The sequence below is a fragment of the Flavobacterium sp. Root901 genome (assembly GCF_001429765.1).
Taxonomy (GTDB): Bacteria; Bacteroidota; Bacteroidia; order Flavobacteriales; family Flavobacteriaceae; genus Flavobacterium.
Window position 1 is genome coordinate 110,492 of sequence record NZ_LMJB01000006.1, and the last position, 20,577, is coordinate 131,068.

The following is a 20,577-nucleotide window of genomic DNA, read 5'->3' on the forward strand; positions in this document are numbered from 1 at the left end:
ACAAATAAAGTCGAACCAATTTCCTGATTAGAAAATGGTTCGACTTTTTTTTGTCGGTCGAATTCTGAAAATTTCTAATGCAGCTTTGCTTCAAATTATCGAACAAGTTAAAATTAGAAATTATGAAAAAGTCAAATCTCCTTATCTTTTTATTATTGCCTTTGTTTTGTTTAGCGCAGTCGACCATGAAATTAAAAGGAAAAGTATCAAATGAAGTGATGCCTTTAGAATGGGCAGATGTTTCTATATTCAATTCAGAAGGAAAAATTATCGATGGAACTACCACCAAACCAGACGGAACTTTTGAAATGAATCTGAAAAAAGGAACTTATAAAATTGGAATCAGCCTTTTGGGATTTTCAGAATTTGAAAAAGAAATTGTGATAGAAAAAGAAACTGATTTGGGAACAATCATTTTGAAAGAAACAACAGCAAATCTGAATGAAGTTGTTATAAAAACTAAAAAGAATACAGTAGAACAAAAGATAGACCGCGTTGTTTATAATGTAGAAAATAATATTTCGGCGGCCAGCGGAGATGCACTTACGGCAATAAATGCTGCGCCCGGCGTTGTAGTACAAAGCAGCACGATTAATATATTAGGAAAAGGTGACTCAAGAGTTATGATTGATGGCAGAATGATTGAATTATCGGGCGAAGAGCTGAATAATTTCCTGAAATCAATTGCTGCAAATGATATTAAAAGTGTTGAAGTAATTGCAAATCCGCCGGCAAAATATGAAGCAAACGGAACTGGCGGAATCATTAATATTATCATGAAAAAAGGGATGCGGGATTCCTGGAAAAATGCCATAACGCTATCGTACGATCAAAATAAATACGGAATTTATACTTTGAGAAACAGCTTTTTTTATAATAAAAATAAATTCAGATTTGCTTTTAGCGGAAACGGACGCATTGGAAACACAAATAATACCGAAGATTTAGATATTTATTATCCAAACGGACTTTGGGAATTAAGAGACGTTTCTAAACAAAAAGAAAACAGCATTTCGGGGCGTTTTTCTTTAGATTATGATGTTTCTGAAAGAACTACAATAGGTTTTCAATATTTAAACGAAAGTTACAATCCTGATATGAATTCGAATACGGTTATCAGGATTTTTAATAATTCAAATTCTGTCGATTCGCTGCTTGTAAATAAAGGTTTTAACAATAAATATTCCGGAAGTCAGACTTATAATGCGCATTTGATCTCAAGATTAGACTCAACAGGAAAAAAAGTAAGCGTCGATTTAGATTATTTCAGCTACGGTTCAAAATTCGATAAAAATTTTGCTGCAAAATCCTATCTGCCAGATGGAACGTATCAAAACACCAATCAGGCGGCGCGAAATAATTCCAATCAGGATATTGATAATTTTAGTTTAAAAACTGATTTCGAATTTCCAATGAAAGCTTTTGATTTGTCTTACGGAGGAAAAATAAGTTTTATAAAAAGTAACAGTAATGTGTTTTATTACAACACTATTTCCGGAACGCCGGAATTAGATCCAAATCAGTCAAATGTATTTGAATATCAGGAAAATAATCAGGCACTTTATATTGACGGAAATAAAAAATGGAATGATAAATTTTCGGTCAAGCTGGGTTTAAGATTAGAAAATACGCAGACAAACGGTTATTCTCAAACCTTACATCAGGAAGTAAAAAATGATTATTTGAAGTTGTTTCCGAGTGTTTATCTGGATTATCAGTTTAATGACAACCACGGATTAAATTTCAGTTACGGAAAACGCATTAACCGTCCGGGTTTTGGAATGCTGAATCCGTTTCGAACCTATATCAATAGTAATAGTTATTCTGAGGGAAATCCTTTTTTAAAACCTTCTTTTAGCAATAATTTCGATTTGACTTATTCGTTTAAAAAGAATTTGAGCACTTCTATTTACTTTAACAGAACGACGAATGGTTATGGAGTTGTTTTTACTTCAAATCCTGAAATTAATACACAAATTGTGACAAGAGAAAATTATTTTGACGAAAACTCATTTGGAATTGGAGAGAGTTATAATGCCGAAGTTACAAGCTGGTTCGAAACACAAACTTCAATTTATCTTTTGGGAGCAAAAACGTCTTTTATTTCGGGTATAAATGCAGTTCCGTCTAATAGTGAGCAGGTTTATTTTACAACAGAAAATACATTTTCGTTAAGTGAAACTACAAAATTGCAGCTGGAATATTTTTACAGTTCGCCTTTCAAAAAAGGTTTGTATGAAATAGGTTATATGTCAGGGCTGAATCTTGCGATAAGACAAAATTTCCTAAAAAATGATCTGAAATTGACTTTTTTGATTAACGATATTTTTAATACTTCTTATTTAAAAGGATATAAATCAATTGTAAATGGCGTAACACAGGTTTACAGTCAGAATGAAAGTAATAGATTTTTGAGGTTATCTGCAGTTTATAATTTTGGTAATAAAAAAATTAAAGTGCAGGAACGTGATTTTGGAAATAAAGAAGAGAAAAAACGAACCGGGAAGTAGTTAATTTGATAATTAGAGAATATGTCAATTAGATAATTTTCTAATTGACATATTTTCTAATTGATTCATTATAAAAAGAATGCCAATAAAATTCCGAGAACGATCATTGAAACTTTTGCCACATTAAATTTATGCCCTTCACTGCTTTCAAAAATAATGGTGGATGAAATATGAAATAAAATTCCAATTACTATTGCGGTTATTTCTGTATAATAATCGTTTAAAACAGGCAGGTATTCTGATGCAATAGTTCCAAGCGGCGTCATGATGGCAAAAGTAATCATAAAGGCAAAAATGGCTTTTTTGTTCAGGTCAGCATTGATAAAAAAAGTCGTTAAAATTACGGCAATTGGCAAATGATGAATTGCAATTCCAAGTGCCAAATCATGATGATGACTTACCGGAAAACCTTCTAAAAAGGCATGTATGCACAAACTTATGAAAAGCAGCCATGGAATCTGCGACATTTTTGCATGTCCGTGAACATGTCCGTGTTCAGCACCTTTTGAGAAAAATTCTAAAACGATCTGGAATAAAATTCCAACCATTATAAACAAACCAATTTTATGATTGTGTGATTCGTAAACTTCCGGAAGAAGATGCATTACGGTTAAGGATAACAAAAATGAACCGCTGAAAGCCAAAAGTAATTTTAAATTGGTTTTGTTTTGAGGTTTTATAAACAAAGCCACACTATATCCTAAAAGTACAGAAAATAAAGGTAGTAGATAATTCATTTGTTTCTTTTTGTTTAATCGTTGATTTGTTTAATCGTTTAACTGTTTTTTTGTTTATCGATTTAACGGTTAAACAAATCAACGATTAAACAATTAACCTTATTTAAAAATCATGATTAATCTTTCGCTTTCGGTTTTGTGGAATTTTTTGAGTTTGTAATCTCCAAAAATATCCAGAAGGTAAATTCCTGCCTCGTCCATTAAATCCTGAAAATCTTTTAGGGTTAAAGCTTTTACTTTTTCGGTAAAATGATATTTTCTGCCCTGATCTTCAAAATCAATTTCTTTTAAAATATGTCCGTCTTCAACGTATCTTTTAATGTGAAAATCGATTCCGTCAACAGTTTTAACTTCCTGAGGAACCAAAGTTTCAATTACCTGGGTAACATTCATAAAATCGATAACGGCAAAACCATATTCAGAGAGGCTTTCTTTAATTGCTTTCAGGGTTGTTAGGTTATCTTCGTCACTTTCGAAGTAGCCAAAACTGGTAAAAAGATTAAAAATGGCATCGAATTTTTCTTCAAAAGGCTCACGCATGTCGTGTACTTTAAAATGAAGATGTTCGTTGCTGTTTTTATTGGCTTCGGCAATGCTGTTTTCAGATAAATCTGCGCCTAAAACATTATACCCCAATTGGTTTAGGTAAATAGAATGACGTCCTTTTCCGCAGGCTAAATCCAGTACTTTTGCTTTTTCAGGAAGATTTAAATAATGTGTTAAGTTATCCATGAAAATCTGAGCTTCCCTGTAATTTCTATCCTTATAAAGAATATGATAATACGGAGTATCAAACCATGATGTAAACCAGTTTTCGGTATTTCTTTCCTGATTTGGTGTAGATGAGTTAGGTGCTTCAGACATTTATTCTATTTCAATTAATTCAAGTCCGGCAAATTTAGTGTATTTTTGCCGAAAAATAACTATTTCGCTGCGATACCTGTAAACTTGTCCGGTAATATCCGCAGCCGATTGGATTTTTTTAATTTAGATAGAAATGGAAGAAAATTTTAGAATGATAGCCAAATGCTTTTTTGGCTTTGAAGAAATATTAGAAAAAGAATTGCGTGCGCTTGGTGCTCAGGATGTTGAAAAAGGCGTAAGAATGGTAAGCTTTAAAGGTGATAAAGGTTTTATGTACAAAGCCAATTTATCACTTAGGACGGCACTTAAAGTGCTTAAACCAATTTATTCTTTTAGAGCTAATAACGAACAGGCTTTGTACAAAGGAATTTTAGGAATAAACTGGTCGAAATTGTTAAACGCCAACCAGACTTTTGTTATTGATGCAACGGTTCATTCGACTTATTTTAACCATTCTGAATTTGTTTCTCAAAAATGTAAAGATGCCATTGTCGATCAGTTTAGAGAAAGAACGGGACAAAGACCAAGCATCGATAAACAATATCCGGATTTAAGAATCAATGTTCACATCGATAAAGATCAGGTTTCGGTTTCTTTAGATACTTCAGGAAACTCGCTTCATCAGCGTGGTTACAGAACAGCGACTAATATTGCGCCTATAAATGAAGTTTTGGCTGCCGGAATCCTTTTATTATCGGGTTGGGATGGACAAACTCACTTTTTAGATCCAATGTGCGGTTCCGGAACTTTTCTTGCCGAAGCTGCCATGATTGCCTGCAATATTCCGGCAAATATCAACCGAAAAGAATTTGCTTTTGAAAAATGGAAAGACTGGGACAATGAATTGTTTGATACAATTGTAGACAGTTTGATGAAGAAAACAAGAGAATTTCATTATTCTATAAAAGGTTTTGATAAAGCGCCAAGTGCAGTAAGCAAAGCAAAAGACAATATCAGGAATGCAAATCTTGAAGATTATATAACAATTCAGGAAGATAACTTTTTTGATACTGAAAAAGAAGTCGAAGGAAAACTGCATATTGTTTTCAATCCGCCGTATGATGAGCGTCTGGATATCCATATGGAACAATTCTATAAAAATATAGGAGATACTCTTAAAAAAAATTATCCGGGAACAAATGCCTGGTTTATAACCGCAAATCTGGAAGCTTTAAAATTTGTTGGATTAAAACCGTCAAGAAAAATCAAACTTTTTAACGGAAGCCTGGAAGCACGTTTGGTTAAATACGAAATGTACGAAGGAAGCAAGAGAACGAAATTTCAAGTCTAAGGTTCTAAGTGGCTAAGTTTCTAAGATACTAAGAAATTTGGCTGGCGAAATAGTGATAAATAATTTTAGGTTCAAAGTTTAAGTTCAAAAGAAAAATCTTAGAATATTAGTGTCTTAGAACCTTAGCAACTTTAAAAAAAAATGACAAAACTACAAGTAAGAGCGTTTCTTTTTCAATTAGGAAGTTTCGCTATTCTGTTTATTTTAGGAAGATTTATAATTGCAGCCTATACCGGTTTAACCGGATTTTGGATTCCAATTACGGCTTTTGTTGTCGCGACTATTTTGAGCCCTCAATTTCAGGCTGTAAAAACAAAAGATGGCGAAAAGCTTTTTATGAAATGGATTTTTATTAAAGGAGTTAAAATAATTGGTTAACTTTTTAAATTAGTATTATGAAGAAAATTGGACTTATAGGTGGAATCAGCTGGGTGTCGACTGCAGATTATTATAAACTTATAAATCTTGGAATAAATGAAAAACTGGGAGGTTTAAATTTCTCCGAATGTTTGGTTTATTCCTTTAATTATGCTGATATTAAAAAGAATAACGATAATAACGATTGGGATTCAACCTTTAAAATGCTTTTTAAAGGGTGCGAATTTTTAAAATCGGGCGGAGCAGAGGCTATTGTTTTATGTGCTAATACCATGCATTTAATTGCCGATAAACTTCAGGATGCCATAGGTCTTCCGGTGATTCATATTGCGGCAGAAACTGCTATTGAAATTCAAAACAAACAACTTAAAAAAGTGGGTTTACTGGGAACTAAGTTTACCATGGAACTGGATTTTTTTACAGATAAATTAAAAGATAAAGGAATTGAAACCATTATTCCGGTTAATCAGGAGGACAAAGATTTTATTCATTATACAATTTTTGAAGAACTTGGAAGAGGAATTGTAAGCGATGAAACCAAAAAACGGTATTTGCAAATCGCAGATGAATTAATTAAAAATGGCGCCGAAGGAATTATTTTGGGTTGTACCGAAATTCCGTTAGTAATAAAACCTGAAGATTTGCCGGTTCCTGTTTTTGATACCACTTTAATACATGCAAAAGCGGCTGTTGAATTTCAATTGTCGTAAGAAAAAAAAAGCCGTAAATTCCTGAATTTACGGCTTTTTTTGTAAAAGTTATTTCTTCTTTTTAGGAGTTTCTTTTTTAATTTCAGGAACAATTACCTTTTTCTTGTAAATAGGAATAAAGTAAGAAACAGTATAGTTGAAACCTACACCAAAGCTTCCGTCGTACGTTCTGTTGAATCCGGGAATATAAAGATTATCAAACCCGGACGGTTTGTTGTTCATTACCAAAAGTTTCAGCTGAACTCCAAAACCAACAAATACATTATTAAAAACTTCTGCCTTAATCCCTCCTGCCACCTCAAGCCATGCAGCTGTCTGTCCGCTGTATTTCTGGTCGACAGTAATAGACTGCTGTTCGCCCCAATACGGGTTTGGGTTGTAAATTTTATAGCTGTTTAAGTCCTGACTAAAAGTACTAAAACCACCTCGTAAACCTATTGTTATAAGATTTTCCATATCAAGCCAGTTATCATACAAATTGTAATCAAAACCTGCTTTTATGTAGGTTCCTGTTGCTGTAGAATTTAAGCGGTCGTCGTCTGTTGTTTTGTCTTCAAAACCTAACTCAGCCGCGGCATAATATCGTTTTGTTAAACGCCAGTCGGCTGTAAATTCTATTCCTTTATAATCTTTATCATAAAAACCTCTTGTTAGTTTATATAAATCGACACCAACACGCAAACCATAACGGTCATTTTTAATCGCAATACTGTCTTTTTTTACTTCCTTAGCTGCTGGTTTTACAGTTTCAGTTTTTGGTTTTTTATCATCAAGGTCTCTTACTGTTATGGTATCTTTTACGACCACCTGAGAATATCCCGTAAACATTAAAAGCAAAAAGCAGATGCTAAAAGTATACTTTAACGTGTGTTTCATTTTCAAGTTCGATATTAGATTTTACGATATTAACATTCAGCATCCACAATCCATCGGCTGCAGGATCTGTTTGTATAAGGCCTGAATTAGCTGTGTTATCACGAGGATTTAATAAAAAAGTAGTTTTAAATCCGCAGGCTCTGGAAACATATACACTTTGAGTTTCATAGTTAAATGTTAAAACATCGACATTTGGATTTGCGCTTGCCGCATTAAAGATAAACTTATAAGATGTTGTCTTAGCATCAGTTTTTAACGGAATAGAAATAGTATTTGCATTCGTTAAATATTTAGTTACAGAAGTTCCGCTTTCGTTAAAAATAATCGCATCACTATCATCTTTACCTACGCCAACAACTTTTAGATTCGTAACAGTTCTTAGTAATGTAGGTGATGCATTGTCATAAAATGTTATGACTAATCGTGGAGTTGTAGGTGTATTTGCATCGCAAATATCATCTTTTTCACAACTAGACAAGCCAAAGGTAAAGATTAATAAAAAGGAGATTATTTTTTTCATTTACAGTTTTATAATTATCGAAGTTCTAAAAGTACAACATTTTCAACATGATGTGTTTGTGGAAACATATCAACCGGACGAACATGGGTTACTTTATATTTTTCGTCCATCAATGCCAAATCACGTGCTTGTGTCGCCGAATTACAACTTACATATACCACTTTTTTTGGAGCAATTTTCAGGATCTGGTCAATAACTGCTGCGTGCATTCCGTCTCGCGGCGGATCTGTAATAATAACATCCGGTTTGCCGTGCTGCGCAATAAACGCTTCGTTGAATACCACTTTCATGTCTCCAACAAAAAACTCACAATTCGTAATATTATTGCGTTCCGCATTGGCCTTAGCGTCTAAAATCGCTTCAGGAACACTTTCTACACCAATTACCTTTTTTGCTTTTTTAGAAACAAATTGTGCAATAGTTCCCGTTCCAGTGTATAAATCGTAAACGGTTTCTTCTCCGGTTAATCCGGCGTAATCACGCGTTATTTTGTACAATTCATAAGCCTGATCAGAATTGGTTTGATAGAAGGATTTTGCATTAATGCTAAATTTTAAGCCTTCCATTTCTTCCAGGATATAATCTCTTCCTTTATAAAGTTTGATATCCTGATCGTAAATTGTATCGTTTTGCTTCGCATTTACCACATATTGTAAAGAGGTAATCTGCGGGAATTTTTCGTATAAATGGTCTAAAACCAATTCGCGGTTTATTTTGTCATCTTCAAAAAACTGAATCAAAACCATTGTTTCGCCAGTTGAAGCTGTACGAATCATTAATGTTCTTAATAATCCTGAATGTTCTCTCGGATTAAAAAAAGCTAAATTATGCTCATTGGCAAAAGCCCTGAGTTCGTTTCGGATTGCATTTGAAGGATCTTCCTGCAAATAACATTTTTCAATATCAAGGATTTTATCCCACATTTTCGGAATATGAAATCCTAAAGCATTTCTGTTTCCTAAATCTTCCGTGCTTCCAATTTCTTTCTCAGTTAACCAGCGACTGTTAGAAAACGAAAATTCCATTTTATTTCTGTAGAAAAACTGTTTTTCAGAACCCAAAATAGTTTCGAATTCCGGTAATTCAACTTTTCCAATACGCTGTAAATGATTTTTTACTTCGTTTTGTTTGTAATGCAACTGCTGGCTGTATTTCATATTCTGCCATTTACAACCGCCACAAACGCCAAAATGCTCGCAGATTGGATCAATACGGTGCGCAGATAATTCATGAAATTTTACGGCTTTTCCTTCGTAGTATGCTTTTCTTTTTTTGAATGTTTGTACATCAACAACATCGCCAGGAACGACATTCGGAATAAAGATAACTTTTCCGTCAGGAGCTTTTGCTACTGAGACACCTTTTGCTCCGGCATCAAGAACCTGAATTTGATGAAAGACAACTTTGTCTGTATTTTTTCTTCCCATAGCGCAAAAATAAACCTTTGTAAACTTTTACAAATTTTATTTTCATAATATTTTATCAAATTATGTAATTTGCTAGTTTAATTAACTTTAAAGGTTAACTTTGTCGCTATATTATGCCCCAAGCTACAATATATTCTCAATAGTTTTGTTATGTTTTTATGAAATTGTATCATAATCTTTCACAAATTAGCTTTTTGAAGAAAAGTTATGCGTTTAAATTTTTATTTGTCGCTTTTATAGGAATACATATTCCGCTTATCGGAATTTTATTCTTTGTACTTTTTTTCGAGCATACGATCTCGACAGCATCAATTCTGATTTTTTCATTGATAATGACATTATTGGCTACTGCCGTGACGCTTTTAGTTCTAAAACAATTAATACAGCCCATTTCGATTGCTTCAAAATCATTGGATGATTACAGAAACAACAGGAAATTGTCGATTCTCCCAACAGAATATACAGATGAAGCCGGATTGCTGATGTGTAATATTCAGGAATCTATTTATGAATCTGAAAGTTTTATAAATGAAAAACAGGATTTGATTTATATGCTTTCGCATGATTTGAAAAATTTTGCCGGAAATCCGCAGGGTCTGGCAAAATTAATATTGAGCGAAAATCCTTCTGAATCGATTAAACATCTGGCCGATTTAATTTGTGAATCGACTAATCTGCAGTTCCGATACATCGAAAACTTCATTAAATTGCTGAAAGAACAAGATCAGGTGGTAAAAACCAATCAGGAAATCAGGATTATTTCTTTTGAAAATATTATTCCGTTTATAAACGAACAGGTTGAACAGCGATTACTCGATAAAAACATTATACTTAATTTAAGTCTTGAAACCACCGAAGCCAAACTCAGGATAGATGAAGGATTATTAGTTCAGGTTTTGGTAAACTTAATTAGTAACGCCATTAAATTTTCTTATTTTGATAGTGAAGTTAAAGTGAGGATTTACAGAGAAAATTCAAATGTTGTTATTACCGTTGCAGATAAAGGAATTGGTTTTGATAAAAATCAAATGGAAGAATTGTTTAAAAAATTCACCAAAATGAGCCGTTTAGGAACTGCTAACGAATCTTCGACAGGAATTGGACTTTACTTGTGCAAAAAGATTATCGAAAAAAATAAAGGCCGACTGAGTGCTGTAAGCGAAGGTAAAAACAGAGGTGCTGAATTTAAAATTGAATTTGAAGCTTAATTTCTAAAAGGCTGACGTTTTGAGATTCCGGACTTAGTTTTGGTATTGGGAGTTTTATCTTTTAGGTCAAGTTTATTTTCTTTCTTCCATTAATTCTTCGTCGTCACTTTCGCGTGAAAGGATTAGCAAACAAACTACTTTTAGGATAAAACTAATATTTTTCATGATTGCGTAAAATTTTTGTTTTGGATACATTATCAAGATGCTGCTTTATTTAAATGGTTGCGTGTAAACGAAAAAAATACCGAAGTATTAATATTTCGTGCAAAGAAGAATATTTTACTTTTACAGGAAAGCTGCTTTAAGGTATTAAAACAATAAATTAGGATAGATTTAAAAAAAAGGGGACGATTAAATTATTAATCATCCCCTTTTTTTAGATTCATCAATTTTTACCAAAGTTGGTGAACAGAAGGTTTTATATATTTTTCGTAAATTTTATTCATTTCTGAAATTTTTTCCGGACTTAGTTTTGGTAAGTCATAAACAGATAAATTCGAAAGTATGTGGCTTTCTTTTGAAGCTCCGGGAATAATACAGCTGATTTCGTTAAAACTCAAAATCCATTGCAGTGCAATAGGAGCGAGGTTTGCAGTTTCGGGAAATAAAGCTTTTAATTCTTCAACTGCTTTTAAACCTAAATCATAATCAATTCCCGAAAAGGTTTCGCCTTTATCAAAAGCATCTCCGTTTCGGTTAAAATTTCTGTGATCCTGTGCATCAAAAGTTGTTTTGGTATCAAATTTACCAGTCAAAAGTCCGCTTGCAAGTGGGACTCTCGCAATAATTCCGATATCTTTTTTCTGGGCCTCAGAGAAAAATAATTGCGATGGACGCTGGCGGAACAAATTAAATATAATCTGAACTGTGGTTACATTCGAATATTCGATAGCTTTCAACGCTTCCTCGACTTTTTCTACACTAACGCCTAAATTCAAAATTTTCCCCTGCTCTTTTAAACGATCAAAAAGCTCAAAAATTTCAGGACGATAATACACTTCTGTCGGCGGACAGTGCAGCTGAATTAAATCTAAAGTTTCTAATCCTGTTCTCTTTAAGCTGTCTTCAACAAATTTTTGAAGCACTTTTGGCTGATATCCTTCATTTACATGCGGATTAATCTGGCGTCCGCATTTTGTGGCTACATAAATTCGTTCAGAGCGGGAGCGTACGACTCTTCCAACGGCGGTTTCACTCAATCCGTTTTCGTAAACATCGGCAGTATCAATAAAATTGACGCCGTTGTCAATTGCTGTATTGATAAGCTCATCAGCAGTTTTATCATTAAATCCTGATCCCCATTTTCCGCCAACCTGCCAGGTTCCAAGAGAGATTTCAGAGATGTTAAAGTTTGTTTTTCCTAGTTTTCTATAGTTCATTTTTAAGGTTCTAAGGTTTTTTTTAGATTCTGAGGTTCTGAGGTACTAAGATGCTAAGGTTTTTTTAAGGTTCTGAGATGCTAAGATGCTAAGATGCTAAGATGCTAAGGTTTCTTCTAAATTCTAGTCAATAAGTTAAAAAATAAAAACTTAGAACCTTAGTACCTCAGAACCTTAGCGCCTTTTTTAATCAATCAAATAAATCCGAAGACAAATACCTGTCACCGCGGTCGCAGATCACGGCAACTATAACTCCTGATTCTAATTGTTCGGCAATTTTTAGAGCCACGGCAACAGAACCGCCGCTGCTCATTCCGGCAAAAACACCTTCTTCAAGAGCTAGTCTTTTAGTCATTTCTCTGGCTTCTTCTTCGCTGACATCTACAACAGTGTCTACTTTTGAGGCATCAAAAATTTTAGGTAAATATTCCTGAGGCCATTTGCGAATTCCCGGAATTTGAGACCCGTCGCTTGGCTGAGCACCAATAATCTGGATTGCCGGATTTTTTTCTTTTAAATAGGTCGAAGTACCAATGATTGTTCCTGTAGTTCCCATAGCAGAAACGAAATGTGTTACAGTTCCTTCCGTATCATTCCAGATTTCAGGACCGGTGGTTTTATAATGGGCTTTCCAGTTATCATCATTCGCAAACTGATTTAGCATGATGTAACCGCCTTGAGCAACTTTTTTGTCGGCATAATCTCTTGAACCTATAATTCCTTCTTCTGCAGGCGTTAAAATAACTGTAGCGCCATAAGCACGCATGGTTTGTGTTCGCTCTTTTGTAGAATCTTCCGGAAGAATTAATTCTATTTCTATTTGAAACAACTGCGCAATCATTGCAAGGGCAATTCCGGTATTGCCGCTTGTTGCTTCAATTAATTTATCTCCTTTTTTAATTTCGCCTCTCTCCAGAGCTGCTGCGATCATATTATATGCCGCTCTGTCTTTTACGCTGCCGCCGGGATTATTTCCTTCCAGTTTCAGTAAAAGTTTAACGTTTTTATTTTTAACCAGATTGACGGTTTCCATTAATGGAGTATTTCCAATTAGGTTTAATAACTTCTGTGGACCCATTTTATTTTTTTTCTTTTATTTTAACTTCTGTTGTAGTGGTATTCAATACGATAGAATCTTCAGGAATAGATTTAGTAACCCATGAGTTTCCACCAATTATACTGTTTTTACCAATGACCGTTTCTCCTCCTAAAATCGTTGCATTGGCATAAATGCATACATTGGCTTCGACGGTTGGATGTCTTTTGGCATTTTTCATTTCCTTGCTTACACTTAAAGCACCTAAAGTTACACCCTGATAAATTTTAACGTGTTTTTTTATAACGGTTGTTTCTCCAATAACGATTCCCGTAGCATGATCTATAAAGAAGGGAGAAGCAATATCGGCTCCGGCGTGAATATCAGTTCCGGTAATTCGGTGTGCATATTCACTCATTAATCTCGAAAACAATAATAAATCGAGTTTGTATAATTCGTGACTTAATCTGTAAATCGCAATGGCATAAAAACCGGGATAACCCAAATATACCTCATCAATGCTGTTAGAAGCGGGATCATTTTCGAGAATATATGCAGCATCCTCATTTAATTTTTCCAGAACACCAGGCAGTTTTTCTACAAATCTGTCCCAAATTGATCCGCATAAATTTTGTGGTTTTTTACAGGCTAAAACTGCTATTTCTTTAAAGCGGATTTCAAGTTCGTCTATACTTTCATCAAGTGCGGCATTCGAATCAAAAAGTGTGTAAAAAAGCTTTTCGGTAAAATCTTCTGTTTTGGTTTTGATCCCGTAATTTATATTAGAATGGCTCTTTAAAGCCTTAATATTTTGTATGATATTGTCTTTTGTCACAATAGTAAAATTGAATGGATATTTTGAAACGTTAAAAGTAAGGTGTTTTTTGTAAATAAGGATACGATTTAACTAAAGAAATTTTGTTTCCGGAATCGTATTTGTGATAAATAAAAGATTGATAAATGATATTTTTTTATATGATTCTTAAGAAGTTAATTATGTAAATTAGCTGATAAAATTTATTAAAATGAAAAATGTTTCAACTTTTAAAAGTGCGATTTCAGATATTTCTTTTCCCGAAAGTGAGAAAATTTGCGGTAAATCTATTCATGATCCAATTTTAGGCATGATAATTAAAGATCATCCTTTGTTTTGCGATGATGACTGTATTTCTGTTCAGGAATTGAATGAATACCGTCAAAAATATATTTCCAATTATTTGTCTACGGAAATTGGAGCACTTTCAGATCTTGAAAAAAATGTGATTTCCTCTTTAAAAGAAGATAAATCAATTGTAAGCATTGTAGAAGATGAAGATGAGAAAAGAAATTTTGGGCAAAAAATAGCCGATCAGGTGGCAGATTTTGGAGGAAGCTGGACTTTTATTATTTCATTTGTTGCTTTTATTATAGTTTGGATTGGTTCCAATGTTTATTTTTTATTGGATAAAGGGTTTGATCCGTATCCGTTTATATTACTTAATTTAATTTTATCCTGTATTGCAGCACTTCAGGCTCCCGTAATCATGATGAGCCAGAACCGTCAGGAAGAAAAAGACCGCAACCGAGCCAAAAAAGATTATATGATTAACCTGAAATCTGAATTAGAAATCAGAATGATTCACGACAAAATTGACCATTTAATTATGCATCAGCAGCAGGAATTAATCGAAATTCAAAAAGTTCAGATCGAAATGATGAATGATATTTTGAATCAGGTTAAGAAGTAAATTTGATTGAAATTTCAATTTTTAAATTCCAAATTTCCGGTTTGTCAGGCTGAGTGAAGTCGAAGCCCAATTCAAAAATCTAAAATAAAAAATGTTTGAAGTAATATCCAATACACATAAAAACGACATTTAGTGCCGCTGCTTTCCAGATTATTTTTTGGTAATTTCTGGACTTATCAAAAAAGTAAAACAGCAGTAAAACCAAAAATAAAAGTGAAGTATAAACTGCCGGATACATTTTAAAAGCAGTCAAAAATTCGCCCTGAAAAAGTAAGAATAAAGAACGTTGAAAACCACAGCCCAGACACTCCATTCCAAAGAGTTTTTTGAACAGGCATGGGATCATATATTTCTCTAAATTCACAGTCGGATTTTTTTACAATTTTACAAAAAATATTCGATAACATTTCAGAAGAGCCGAACTTCTATTTTAAAGTTTTATACTTTTGGATTCTTAAACTTTAAAAAATGAAAACTTTTAAAATTTTAATTATGATTCTTGCTATTTCAGTTGCGTTATACGAGCAGGTGTCTGATGATAAAAATATCTATGTAATGGTAATTGCAATTGCTGTTTTTATGTATGGAATGATGCAGCTGAGTGTAAAAACACCAAGTAAAAATCAAGAAAAAGAGGAGCAGGATGTTGAATAAAGGTGATAAAGTTTCTGTCTTAGACGAAGCGATAAACGGTAAAGTAATTTCGGTTAAAAACAATGAAGTTTTAATAGAAACAGAGGACGGATTTACGATGACATTTTTTGTCAATGAATTAGTTAAAATTCAAGATTCCAGTGATTTAATGAATTCTATTAAAAGAATTGATTTAGAAGAAATTACAAAAGAGAAAACAGAGCCAAAACCAAGAAGTTTTGTCAAGGAAAAAAAAGACAAACGTGAAGTTGGGGTTCCGGAATTTGATTTACATATCGAAAAATTGGTTCCAAATAAACGCGGAATGTCAAATTATGATATTTTGACCCTGCAGACTGAAACTGCAAAAAGACACATTGAATTTGCGATTAGAAACCGTATTCCAAAAATTGTTTTTATTCACGGAGTCGGTGAAGGAATTTTAAAAGCTGAACTTGATTTTTTGTTAGGCCGTTATGACGGTATCGATTTTCAGGATGCCAATTATCAAAAATATGGCTTAGGAGCAACCGAAGTTTACATTCGTCAAAATAATAAATAAGAAGATTTTTGAAGCTGAAAATGCTTTAATTTCAGGCATAAAAATGTCCGTTTTTCTACATTGATTACGATATAAAATCAAATGAAAAACGGACATTTTTTTGTAAGAATAAAAAGTGTTTTTATGACCTTATAAATAGGTTTTAAATACTTTTATATATGATTATTCTACTGTTATTTTTCCTAAAAGGAAACTGTTTCCAAGTTTAAAAGAGCTGCCTCCTTTAGTCAGAACCACATTCTTTAATACAACAGTATGTATAATAATTCCTCCAACACTTTCTGTTGTAACTTCGATAGTTGCCTGTGTACCTGCTGCTGTATCACTTGCACCAATCCAGGTCTGACTTAGGAGGGGTAATGATGGAAGCTGGGCAGCACAAAAGTCATAAGAAGAAGTAATACTTCCGGATCCGCTTGCGAAAGTTCGATATACAACTTTGTTATTAGTGGTTCCAATATTTGCCGTTTTTGGCTGTCCGGCAGGAGTAGGTACATTACTAAGAAGATTTGCATCCAGGTTTTCTACTGTCAGTGTAAATGATGCATTGTAGTTGTATACTTTTTTATTATCTGCACATTTAAATGCTTTACCCGTATCTACATCTGCAAAGGTTAAATCTGCAGGTGTTACATTTGTCTGATAAGTTCCATATTCAAAAAGCTCTTCAATCTGCGGCCCTGAAGGTTTTAAGAAAGTTATATTTTCAAATCGGATAGTATGATTGTAAGCTTTAATCCGCGTTGCACCATCTTCATCCGGATCTGTAGTTACCTGAGCCGTTGTGATTCTTATTTTTCCAGCAGTTCCGGTCCATTCTTCGGTAACATTTGGGGTACTTGGCGGTATTGTTCCGCAGATATTATCTTTAGCAACGGTTCCGTTATAAGCTCTGTATAAAACACGATATTGGTTTTCATCTATATCATACAATACTTCACCCGGATCATTTACTAAACCTTCCGTTTTTGGCAGCTGTAAAATTAAAGCTTCCTGAGATTTTAACTTATAGATAATAGTAGGATCATTACTGGTGCTGTTTTCATTAAAATCAACACAGCTTACCGGAGTAACAGAGTCGAAATCGATTGTATCAACTGTTAAATCACCGTCGTCACAACCATTTAAGAAAAGCGCCAATAAAAAAAGGCTTGCATATTTTTTCATCGTAATTTTATTTGCGTCAAAAATAGTGAAAAATTTGGCAAATGATATTTAAGATTAGACAATTGATATTTCATAACTTTGCTGCAATGAAAAAAGTATACCTCGATAACGCCTCAACAACTGCCATGCGACCTGAAGTTATTCAGGAAATAACTAAAATTATGGCAGAAGATTTTGGTAATCCGTCTTCTACGCATAGTTTTGGCAGAAATGCAAAAACAGTTCTGGAACTTTCAAGAAAAAGCATTGCGAAATATTTAAACTGTTCTGCACAGGAAATTATTTTTACTTCCGGAGGAACAGAAGCTGATAACTGGATTTTAAGATCGGCTGTTGAAGATCTTAAGGCAGAACGAATTATTACTTCAAAAATAGAACATCATGCTGTTTTATACAGCGTTTTGGCTTTGCAGTCAGATTATAATATTCAGGTTGATTATGTAAATGTTAATGAAGACGGAAGCATAGACTTAACGCATCTTTCTAATTTGTTGGCTGAAGAGAAAAAAACAATCGTCAGCTTAATGCATGTAAATAACGAAATTGGAATTGTTTTAGATTTAGAAAGAGTTGGTATTATCTGCAAACAATACAATGCTTTGTTTCACTCAGATACGGTTCAGTCAATTGGAAAAACAGAAATAGATCTTCAAAAAATTCCGGTTGATTTTATCGTGGCAAGCGCCCATAAATTTCACGGACCAAAAGGTGTTGGTTTTGCTTTTATTCGTAAAAATTCTGGTTTGCAGCCCTTAATTTTTGGAGGAGAGCAGGAAAAAGGCCTTCGCGCCGGAACAGAAGCCGTGCATCAAATTGCCGGAATGGCAAAAGCCTTATCGATTTCTTATGAAAATTTAGAGGAAGAAAGAAGTTATATTTCGAATCTTAAAAAATATCTTATTGAACAATTAGAAATTAATTTTCCGGGTTTTAGAATCAACGGGAAAAAAGAAGATTTTTATAATATCATTAATATCACTCTGCCTTTTTCTTCAGATAAAACTTCAATGCTTTTGTTTAGTCTGGACATGAAAGGAATTGCAGTTTCAAGAGGAAGCGCCTGCCAGTCCGGAAGCATAAAACCTTCACATGTTTTAAAAGAAATGCTTTCTGAAAATGATCTTAAATTACCAAATCTCCGAATTTCATTCAGTCATTATAACACAAATGAAGATATCGATTGGCTGATTGAGAGTTTGAAAACTATCTAAGTTGCTAAGATACTAAGATTCTGAGATGCTGAGTTTCTAAGTTTTATCAACCTTGTAATATAAAAAAATGGATGAGATTTATCTCATCCATTTTTTTATAGACTAAAATCTAAAATCTAAAATCTAAAATCTAAAATCTAAAATCTAAAATCTAAAATCTAAAATCTAAAATCTAAAATCTATTTTCGAATAACTTTTACCTGCGAATCCTTTGTCAACTTAATAATTGTCGATGATTTTCCGTTGATTTTGTCCTGATTTAATTTCACTACATAATCAACTCCTTTTATAATTTCCGGGCTAATGTCTTTAAAACTTAGCGGAGTAGGCTGACCTGAAATGTTGGCAGAAGTTGAAACCAATGGTTTTTTCATTCTCTCCATCAATTTAAAGCAAAAAGGTTCTTTTACCAATCTAACACCAAGTGATTTGTCTGCAGAAATGACATTAGGAGCAACGTTTCTCGCATCATCTAAAATTAAAGTAGTTGGTTTTTCAGATAAATCCATAATCTGCCAGGCAACTTCGGGAATATCTTTAAAAACATTGTACATCATTTTTTCGCCATTCATTAAAACAATCATACTTTGAGTTTCTGCACGTTGTTTTAATTTGTAGATTTTCGCCACCGCTTCGGAATTTGTGGCGTCACATCCAATTCCCCAAACAGTATCAGTTGGGTAAAGAATAATTCCGCCCTCTTTAATTACTTCGTAAGCATTGTGAACTTCAGTGTTAATATCTTGATTCATAACGTAATATATTTATAGCAATAAAAATTATTGTTGTATCTGCATATTTATAATTCGAACGATGTTTTCCAAATCGGTTTCAGGAATTCCTACATAAAGAGGTAAACACAAAATTCGGGATGCAATAGATTCAGAAACAGGCATTTTTTCTCCTTTAGTATATTCTATAGTATTTAAAGACGGATAAAAATAACGTCGGGGAATGATATCTTCATTTGCCAAAGCATCTAAAACTCGTAATAAGGTTTCTTCCGAGTCTAGAATGACAGGATAATAGCTGTAATTCCATTCTGTGTTTTCCCTTATTTTTAAAGATTTCAGCATTTTGAAATTCAAATTGCTATTGTAAAAATCAACGACTTTTTTTCTTTCCTCAACAATATGATTCATATATGGAAATATTGCTAAACCCATTGCTGACTGGAGTTCAGAAATTTTGGCGTTTATTCCTAAGCCATGAAATGCCAAAGGACCATTATGTCCAAAATTATGGCTGTAATAAAACTGATGATACGTATCGGCATCATTGCAGAACATTGCACCGCCTTCGCCAGTATGAAATAATTTTGTAGCGTGAAAACTGCAAGTACTTACATCGCCAAAATTAAATACAGATTGATTATTGTATTTCACTCCAAAACAATGTGCAGCGTCATAAATAACTTTCAGATTGTGTTTTTTTGCAATATTCTCGATTGCAGCAACATCACAAGGATTTCCAAAAACATGAGTTGCCAGTATTGCAGTTGTTTTTGAAGTTATTGCAGCTTCAATTTTGGTTTCGTCAATTGTTAAATATTCCGGATGTATGTCTACAAATACAGGCGTACAGTTTTCCCATACAATAGCCGCAGATGTTGCGACGTATGAAAAAGGTGTAGTTATGATTTCGCCTCCTTTTCCAAAAAGTTTTAATGCAATTTGAATTGGAATTGTACCGTTATTAGTAATTATTAAATTTGAAACGTCGAGGAAATTTTTAAGTTTATCTTCGAGTTCTAATGTAAGTTCGCCTCTGTTTGTTAGCCAAACTTTATCCCATGCACGTTTTACATAAGAATTGTATTCTTCTTGCGGGGGCAAAAAAGTTTTGGTTACAGGAATCATTTAATTATTGATTTAGTGAGTTTAATTTATCTTTACGGATAAACTATTGTTATATTTGCGTGGTAAAATTAGGAAAAGAAACCTTAATTTTTGATATAACTAAATATTATAACATTTTGAGAAGCGAAACTTTTAGTTAACATACTTGGTTAACAGCTGGTTAAAGTTTTTAATTGAATTGTAAAGAATGTTTTTTAAATATTTGGTATGATTAATGTGAAAAATGAACACAAAATAAATTTAAGATTACTATGGAAATCACCGCTTTTTTGAAAAATTTTGCAGATATTTTAGATGATACTGATGCAGATCTAATTACGCAGGAAACTGTTTTTAGAGATTTAGATGAATGGAACTCATTGACTGCATTATCATTGATCGCGATGGCAGATGAAGAATATGATGTAAAATTAACTGGAGATGAAATTAAATCTTCGAATTCGTTAAACGACATCTTCGAAATAATTAAAAATAAAGCATAA

Annotated in this window: 22 protein-coding genes; 10 read left to right on the forward strand and 12 right to left on the reverse strand. The window is 33.3% G+C overall.

Going from position 1 to position 20,577, the window contains the following annotated elements:
• Positions 1–122: 122 nt before the first annotated feature.
• The gene (locus ASE21_RS09845) at positions 123–2,510 is read left to right on the forward strand and encodes a TonB-dependent receptor domain-containing protein (protein ID WP_057122490.1); all 2,388 of its coding nucleotides are present in this window, start codon (positions 123–125) and stop codon (positions 2,508–2,510) included.
• Between the two features lie 68 nt (positions 2,511–2,578).
• On the opposite strand, the gene ASE21_RS09850 is transcribed toward ASE21_RS09845, so the two are convergent.
• The gene (locus tag ASE21_RS09850) at positions 2,579–3,247 is read right to left on the reverse strand and encodes a ZIP family metal transporter (protein WP_057122491.1); all 669 of its coding nucleotides are present in this window, start codon (positions 3,245–3,247) and stop codon (positions 2,579–2,581) included.
• A 99-nt stretch (positions 3,248–3,346) separates the two neighbouring features.
• A complete protein-coding gene (locus tag ASE21_RS09855; RefSeq protein WP_057122492.1) occupies positions 3,347–4,111 on the reverse strand; it encodes a class I SAM-dependent methyltransferase in 765 nt (254 codons plus the stop codon).
• Positions 4,112–4,244: 133 nt separating this feature from the next.
• Between ASE21_RS09855 and ASE21_RS09860 the strand changes: the two genes are divergently transcribed.
• The 3 genes from ASE21_RS09860 (at position 4,245) to ASE21_RS09870 (ending at position 6,490) form a co-directional block, all read left to right on the forward strand.
• Positions 4,245–5,402, forward strand: coding sequence for a class I SAM-dependent RNA methyltransferase (locus ASE21_RS09860; protein WP_057122493.1), 1,158 nt, complete (start codon positions 4,245–4,247; stop codon positions 5,400–5,402).
• Positions 5,403–5,543: 141 nt separating this feature from the next.
• The gene (locus ASE21_RS09865; protein ID WP_057122494.1) at positions 5,544–5,780 is read left to right on the forward strand and encodes a hypothetical protein; all 237 of its coding nucleotides are present in this window, start codon (positions 5,544–5,546) and stop codon (positions 5,778–5,780) included.
• Positions 5,781–5,797: 17 nt separating this feature from the next.
• Positions 5,798–6,490, forward strand: a complete 693-nt coding sequence (locus ASE21_RS09870) for an aspartate/glutamate racemase family protein (protein WP_057122495.1) — start codon at positions 5,798–5,800, stop codon at positions 6,488–6,490.
• Between the two features lie 48 nt (positions 6,491–6,538).
• On the opposite strand, the gene ASE21_RS09875 is transcribed toward ASE21_RS09870, so the two are convergent.
• From ASE21_RS09875 to rlmD, 3 genes are read right to left on the reverse strand one after another with little or no spacing between them, the layout of a single operon-like run.
• Positions 6,539–7,366, reverse strand: a complete 828-nt coding sequence (locus ASE21_RS09875; protein WP_057122496.1) for a DUF6048 family protein — start codon at positions 7,364–7,366, stop codon at positions 6,539–6,541.
• Complete coding sequence (locus tag ASE21_RS09880) at positions 7,338–7,886, reverse strand: DUF6452 family protein (RefSeq protein WP_057122497.1); 549 nt, start codon at positions 7,884–7,886, stop codon at positions 7,338–7,340. The genes ASE21_RS09875 and ASE21_RS09880 overlap by 29 nt, the downstream gene beginning before the upstream one ends.
• 14 nt (positions 7,887–7,900) lie before the next feature.
• Positions 7,901–9,313 carry a 23S rRNA (uracil(1939)-C(5))-methyltransferase RlmD gene (gene rlmD, locus ASE21_RS09885; protein WP_057122498.1) on the reverse strand — a complete coding sequence of 471 codons (1,413 nt, stop codon included), beginning with the start codon at positions 9,311–9,313 and terminating at the stop codon, positions 7,901–7,903.
• Between the two features lie 194 nt (positions 9,314–9,507).
• Here rlmD and ASE21_RS09890 point away from each other — a divergent pair, with 194 nt between their 5' ends.
• Positions 9,508–10,521 carry a sensor histidine kinase gene (locus tag ASE21_RS09890; RefSeq protein ID WP_242410249.1) on the forward strand — a complete coding sequence of 338 codons (1,014 nt, stop codon included), beginning with the start codon at positions 9,508–9,510 and terminating at the stop codon, positions 10,519–10,521.
• 392 nt (positions 10,522–10,913) lie between these two features.
• Here the strand turns inward: ASE21_RS09890 and ASE21_RS09895 are convergent, their stop codons facing one another.
• From ASE21_RS09895 to epsC, 3 genes are all read right to left on the reverse strand, one after another.
• Positions 10,914–11,900, reverse strand: a complete 987-nt coding sequence (locus ASE21_RS09895; protein WP_057122500.1) for an aldo/keto reductase — start codon at positions 11,898–11,900, stop codon at positions 10,914–10,916.
• A 190-nt stretch (positions 11,901–12,090) separates the two neighbouring features.
• Complete coding sequence (cysM, locus tag ASE21_RS09900) at positions 12,091–12,978, reverse strand: cysteine synthase CysM (RefSeq protein ID WP_057122501.1); 888 nt, start codon at positions 12,976–12,978, stop codon at positions 12,091–12,093.
• 1 nt (position 12,979) lies between these two features.
• Positions 12,980–13,771 carry a serine O-acetyltransferase EpsC gene (gene epsC / locus ASE21_RS09905; RefSeq protein WP_057122502.1) on the reverse strand — a complete coding sequence of 264 codons (792 nt, stop codon included), beginning with the start codon at positions 13,769–13,771 and terminating at the stop codon, positions 12,980–12,982.
• A 190-nt stretch (positions 13,772–13,961) separates the two neighbouring features.
• Here epsC and ASE21_RS09910 point away from each other — a divergent pair, with 190 nt between their 5' ends.
• The gene (locus tag ASE21_RS09910; protein WP_057122503.1) at positions 13,962–14,663 is read left to right on the forward strand and encodes a DUF1003 domain-containing protein; all 702 of its coding nucleotides are present in this window, start codon (positions 13,962–13,964) and stop codon (positions 14,661–14,663) included.
• A gap of 79 nt (positions 14,664–14,742) precedes the next feature.
• On the opposite strand, the gene ASE21_RS09915 is transcribed toward ASE21_RS09910, so the two are convergent.
• On the reverse strand, positions 14,743–15,027 hold the full coding sequence (locus tag ASE21_RS09915) for a DUF2752 domain-containing protein (protein ID WP_057122504.1): 285 nt from the start codon (positions 15,025–15,027) through the stop codon (positions 14,743–14,745).
• A gap of 104 nt (positions 15,028–15,131) precedes the next feature.
• Between ASE21_RS09915 and ASE21_RS09920 the strand changes: the two genes are divergently transcribed.
• Together ASE21_RS09920 and ASE21_RS09925 are read left to right on the forward strand one after the other, a co-directional pair.
• Positions 15,132–15,317: a hypothetical protein gene (locus ASE21_RS09920; RefSeq protein ID WP_057122505.1), complete on the forward strand. Its 186-nt coding sequence runs from the start codon at positions 15,132–15,134 to the stop codon at positions 15,315–15,317.
• Positions 15,307–15,858 (forward strand): Smr/MutS family protein, encoded by a 552-nt coding sequence (locus ASE21_RS09925; RefSeq protein WP_057122506.1) that lies wholly within the window; start codon positions 15,307–15,309, stop codon positions 15,856–15,858. Before ASE21_RS09920 ends, ASE21_RS09925 begins: the two co-directional genes overlap by 11 nt.
• 162 nt (positions 15,859–16,020) lie before the next feature.
• Here ASE21_RS09925 and ASE21_RS09930 read toward each other — a convergent pair whose 3' ends face one another.
• The gene (locus tag ASE21_RS09930; RefSeq protein WP_057122507.1) at positions 16,021–17,025 is read right to left on the reverse strand and encodes a hypothetical protein; all 1,005 of its coding nucleotides are present in this window, start codon (positions 17,023–17,025) and stop codon (positions 16,021–16,023) included.
• 86 nt (positions 17,026–17,111) lie between these two features.
• Between ASE21_RS09930 and ASE21_RS09935 the strand changes: the two genes are divergently transcribed.
• Positions 17,112–18,236 carry a cysteine desulfurase family protein gene (locus ASE21_RS09935; protein WP_057122508.1) on the forward strand — a complete coding sequence of 375 codons (1,125 nt, stop codon included), beginning with the start codon at positions 17,112–17,114 and terminating at the stop codon, positions 18,234–18,236.
• Between the two features lie 179 nt (positions 18,237–18,415).
• Here ASE21_RS09935 and ASE21_RS09940 read toward each other — a convergent pair whose 3' ends face one another.
• Positions 18,416–18,988, reverse strand: coding sequence for an L-threonylcarbamoyladenylate synthase (locus ASE21_RS09940; protein ID WP_057122509.1), 573 nt, complete (start codon positions 18,986–18,988; stop codon positions 18,416–18,418).
• Between the two features lie 27 nt (positions 18,989–19,015).
• Positions 19,016–20,095, reverse strand: a complete 1,080-nt coding sequence (locus ASE21_RS09945; RefSeq protein ID WP_057122510.1) for a DegT/DnrJ/EryC1/StrS family aminotransferase — start codon at positions 20,093–20,095, stop codon at positions 19,016–19,018.
• Between the two features lie 251 nt (positions 20,096–20,346).
• Between ASE21_RS09945 and ASE21_RS09950 the strand changes: the two genes are divergently transcribed.
• Positions 20,347–20,577 carry a phosphopantetheine-binding protein gene (locus ASE21_RS09950; RefSeq protein WP_057122511.1) on the forward strand — a complete coding sequence of 77 codons (231 nt, stop codon included), beginning with the start codon at positions 20,347–20,349 and terminating at the stop codon, positions 20,575–20,577.

Excerpts from the sequence above, each read along its gene's own strand:
- ASE21_RS09845 (WP_057122490.1), top strand. The coding sequence starts at position 123 with ATGAAAAAGTCAAATCTCCTTATCTTTTTATTATTGCCTTTGTTTTGT.
- rlmD (WP_057122498.1), bottom strand. The coding sequence starts at position 9,313 with ATGGGAAGAAAAAATACAGACAAAGTTGTCTTTCATCAAATTCAGGTT.
- cysM (WP_057122501.1), bottom strand. The coding sequence starts at position 12,978 with ATGGGTCCACAGAAGTTATTAAACCTAATTGGAAATACTCCATTAATG.
- ASE21_RS09865 (WP_057122494.1), top strand. The coding sequence starts at position 5,544 with ATGACAAAACTACAAGTAAGAGCGTTTCTTTTTCAATTAGGAAGTTTC.
- ASE21_RS09940 (WP_057122509.1), bottom strand. The coding sequence starts at position 18,988 with ATGAATCAAGATATTAACACTGAAGTTCACAATGCTTACGAAGTAATT.
- ASE21_RS09950 (WP_057122511.1), top strand. The coding sequence starts at position 20,347 with ATGGAAATCACCGCTTTTTTGAAAAATTTTGCAGATATTTTAGATGAT.
- ASE21_RS09945 (WP_057122510.1), bottom strand. The coding sequence starts at position 20,095 with ATGATTCCTGTAACCAAAACTTTTTTGCCCCCGCAAGAAGAATACAAT.
- ASE21_RS09860 (WP_057122493.1), top strand. The coding sequence starts at position 4,245 with ATGGAAGAAAATTTTAGAATGATAGCCAAATGCTTTTTTGGCTTTGAA.
- ASE21_RS09925 (WP_057122506.1), top strand. The coding sequence starts at position 15,307 with ATGTTGAATAAAGGTGATAAAGTTTCTGTCTTAGACGAAGCGATAAAC.
- ASE21_RS09930 (WP_057122507.1), bottom strand. The coding sequence starts at position 17,025 with ATGAAAAAATATGCAAGCCTTTTTTTATTGGCGCTTTTCTTAAATGGT.
- ASE21_RS09855 (WP_057122492.1), bottom strand. The coding sequence starts at position 4,111 with ATGTCTGAAGCACCTAACTCATCTACACCAAATCAGGAAAGAAATACC.
- ASE21_RS09920 (WP_057122505.1), top strand. The coding sequence starts at position 15,132 with ATGAAAACTTTTAAAATTTTAATTATGATTCTTGCTATTTCAGTTGCG.
- ASE21_RS09910 (WP_057122503.1), top strand. The coding sequence starts at position 13,962 with ATGAAAAATGTTTCAACTTTTAAAAGTGCGATTTCAGATATTTCTTTT.
- ASE21_RS09895 (WP_057122500.1), bottom strand. The coding sequence starts at position 11,900 with ATGAACTATAGAAAACTAGGAAAAACAAACTTTAACATCTCTGAAATC.
- ASE21_RS09850 (WP_057122491.1), bottom strand. The coding sequence starts at position 3,247 with ATGAATTATCTACTACCTTTATTTTCTGTACTTTTAGGATATAGTGTG.
- ASE21_RS09875 (WP_057122496.1), bottom strand. The coding sequence starts at position 7,366 with ATGAAACACACGTTAAAGTATACTTTTAGCATCTGCTTTTTGCTTTTA.
- ASE21_RS09935 (WP_057122508.1), top strand. The coding sequence starts at position 17,112 with ATGAAAAAAGTATACCTCGATAACGCCTCAACAACTGCCATGCGACCT.
- ASE21_RS09880 (WP_057122497.1), bottom strand. The coding sequence starts at position 7,886 with ATGAAAAAAATAATCTCCTTTTTATTAATCTTTACCTTTGGCTTGTCT.
- ASE21_RS09870 (WP_057122495.1), top strand. The coding sequence starts at position 5,798 with ATGAAGAAAATTGGACTTATAGGTGGAATCAGCTGGGTGTCGACTGCA.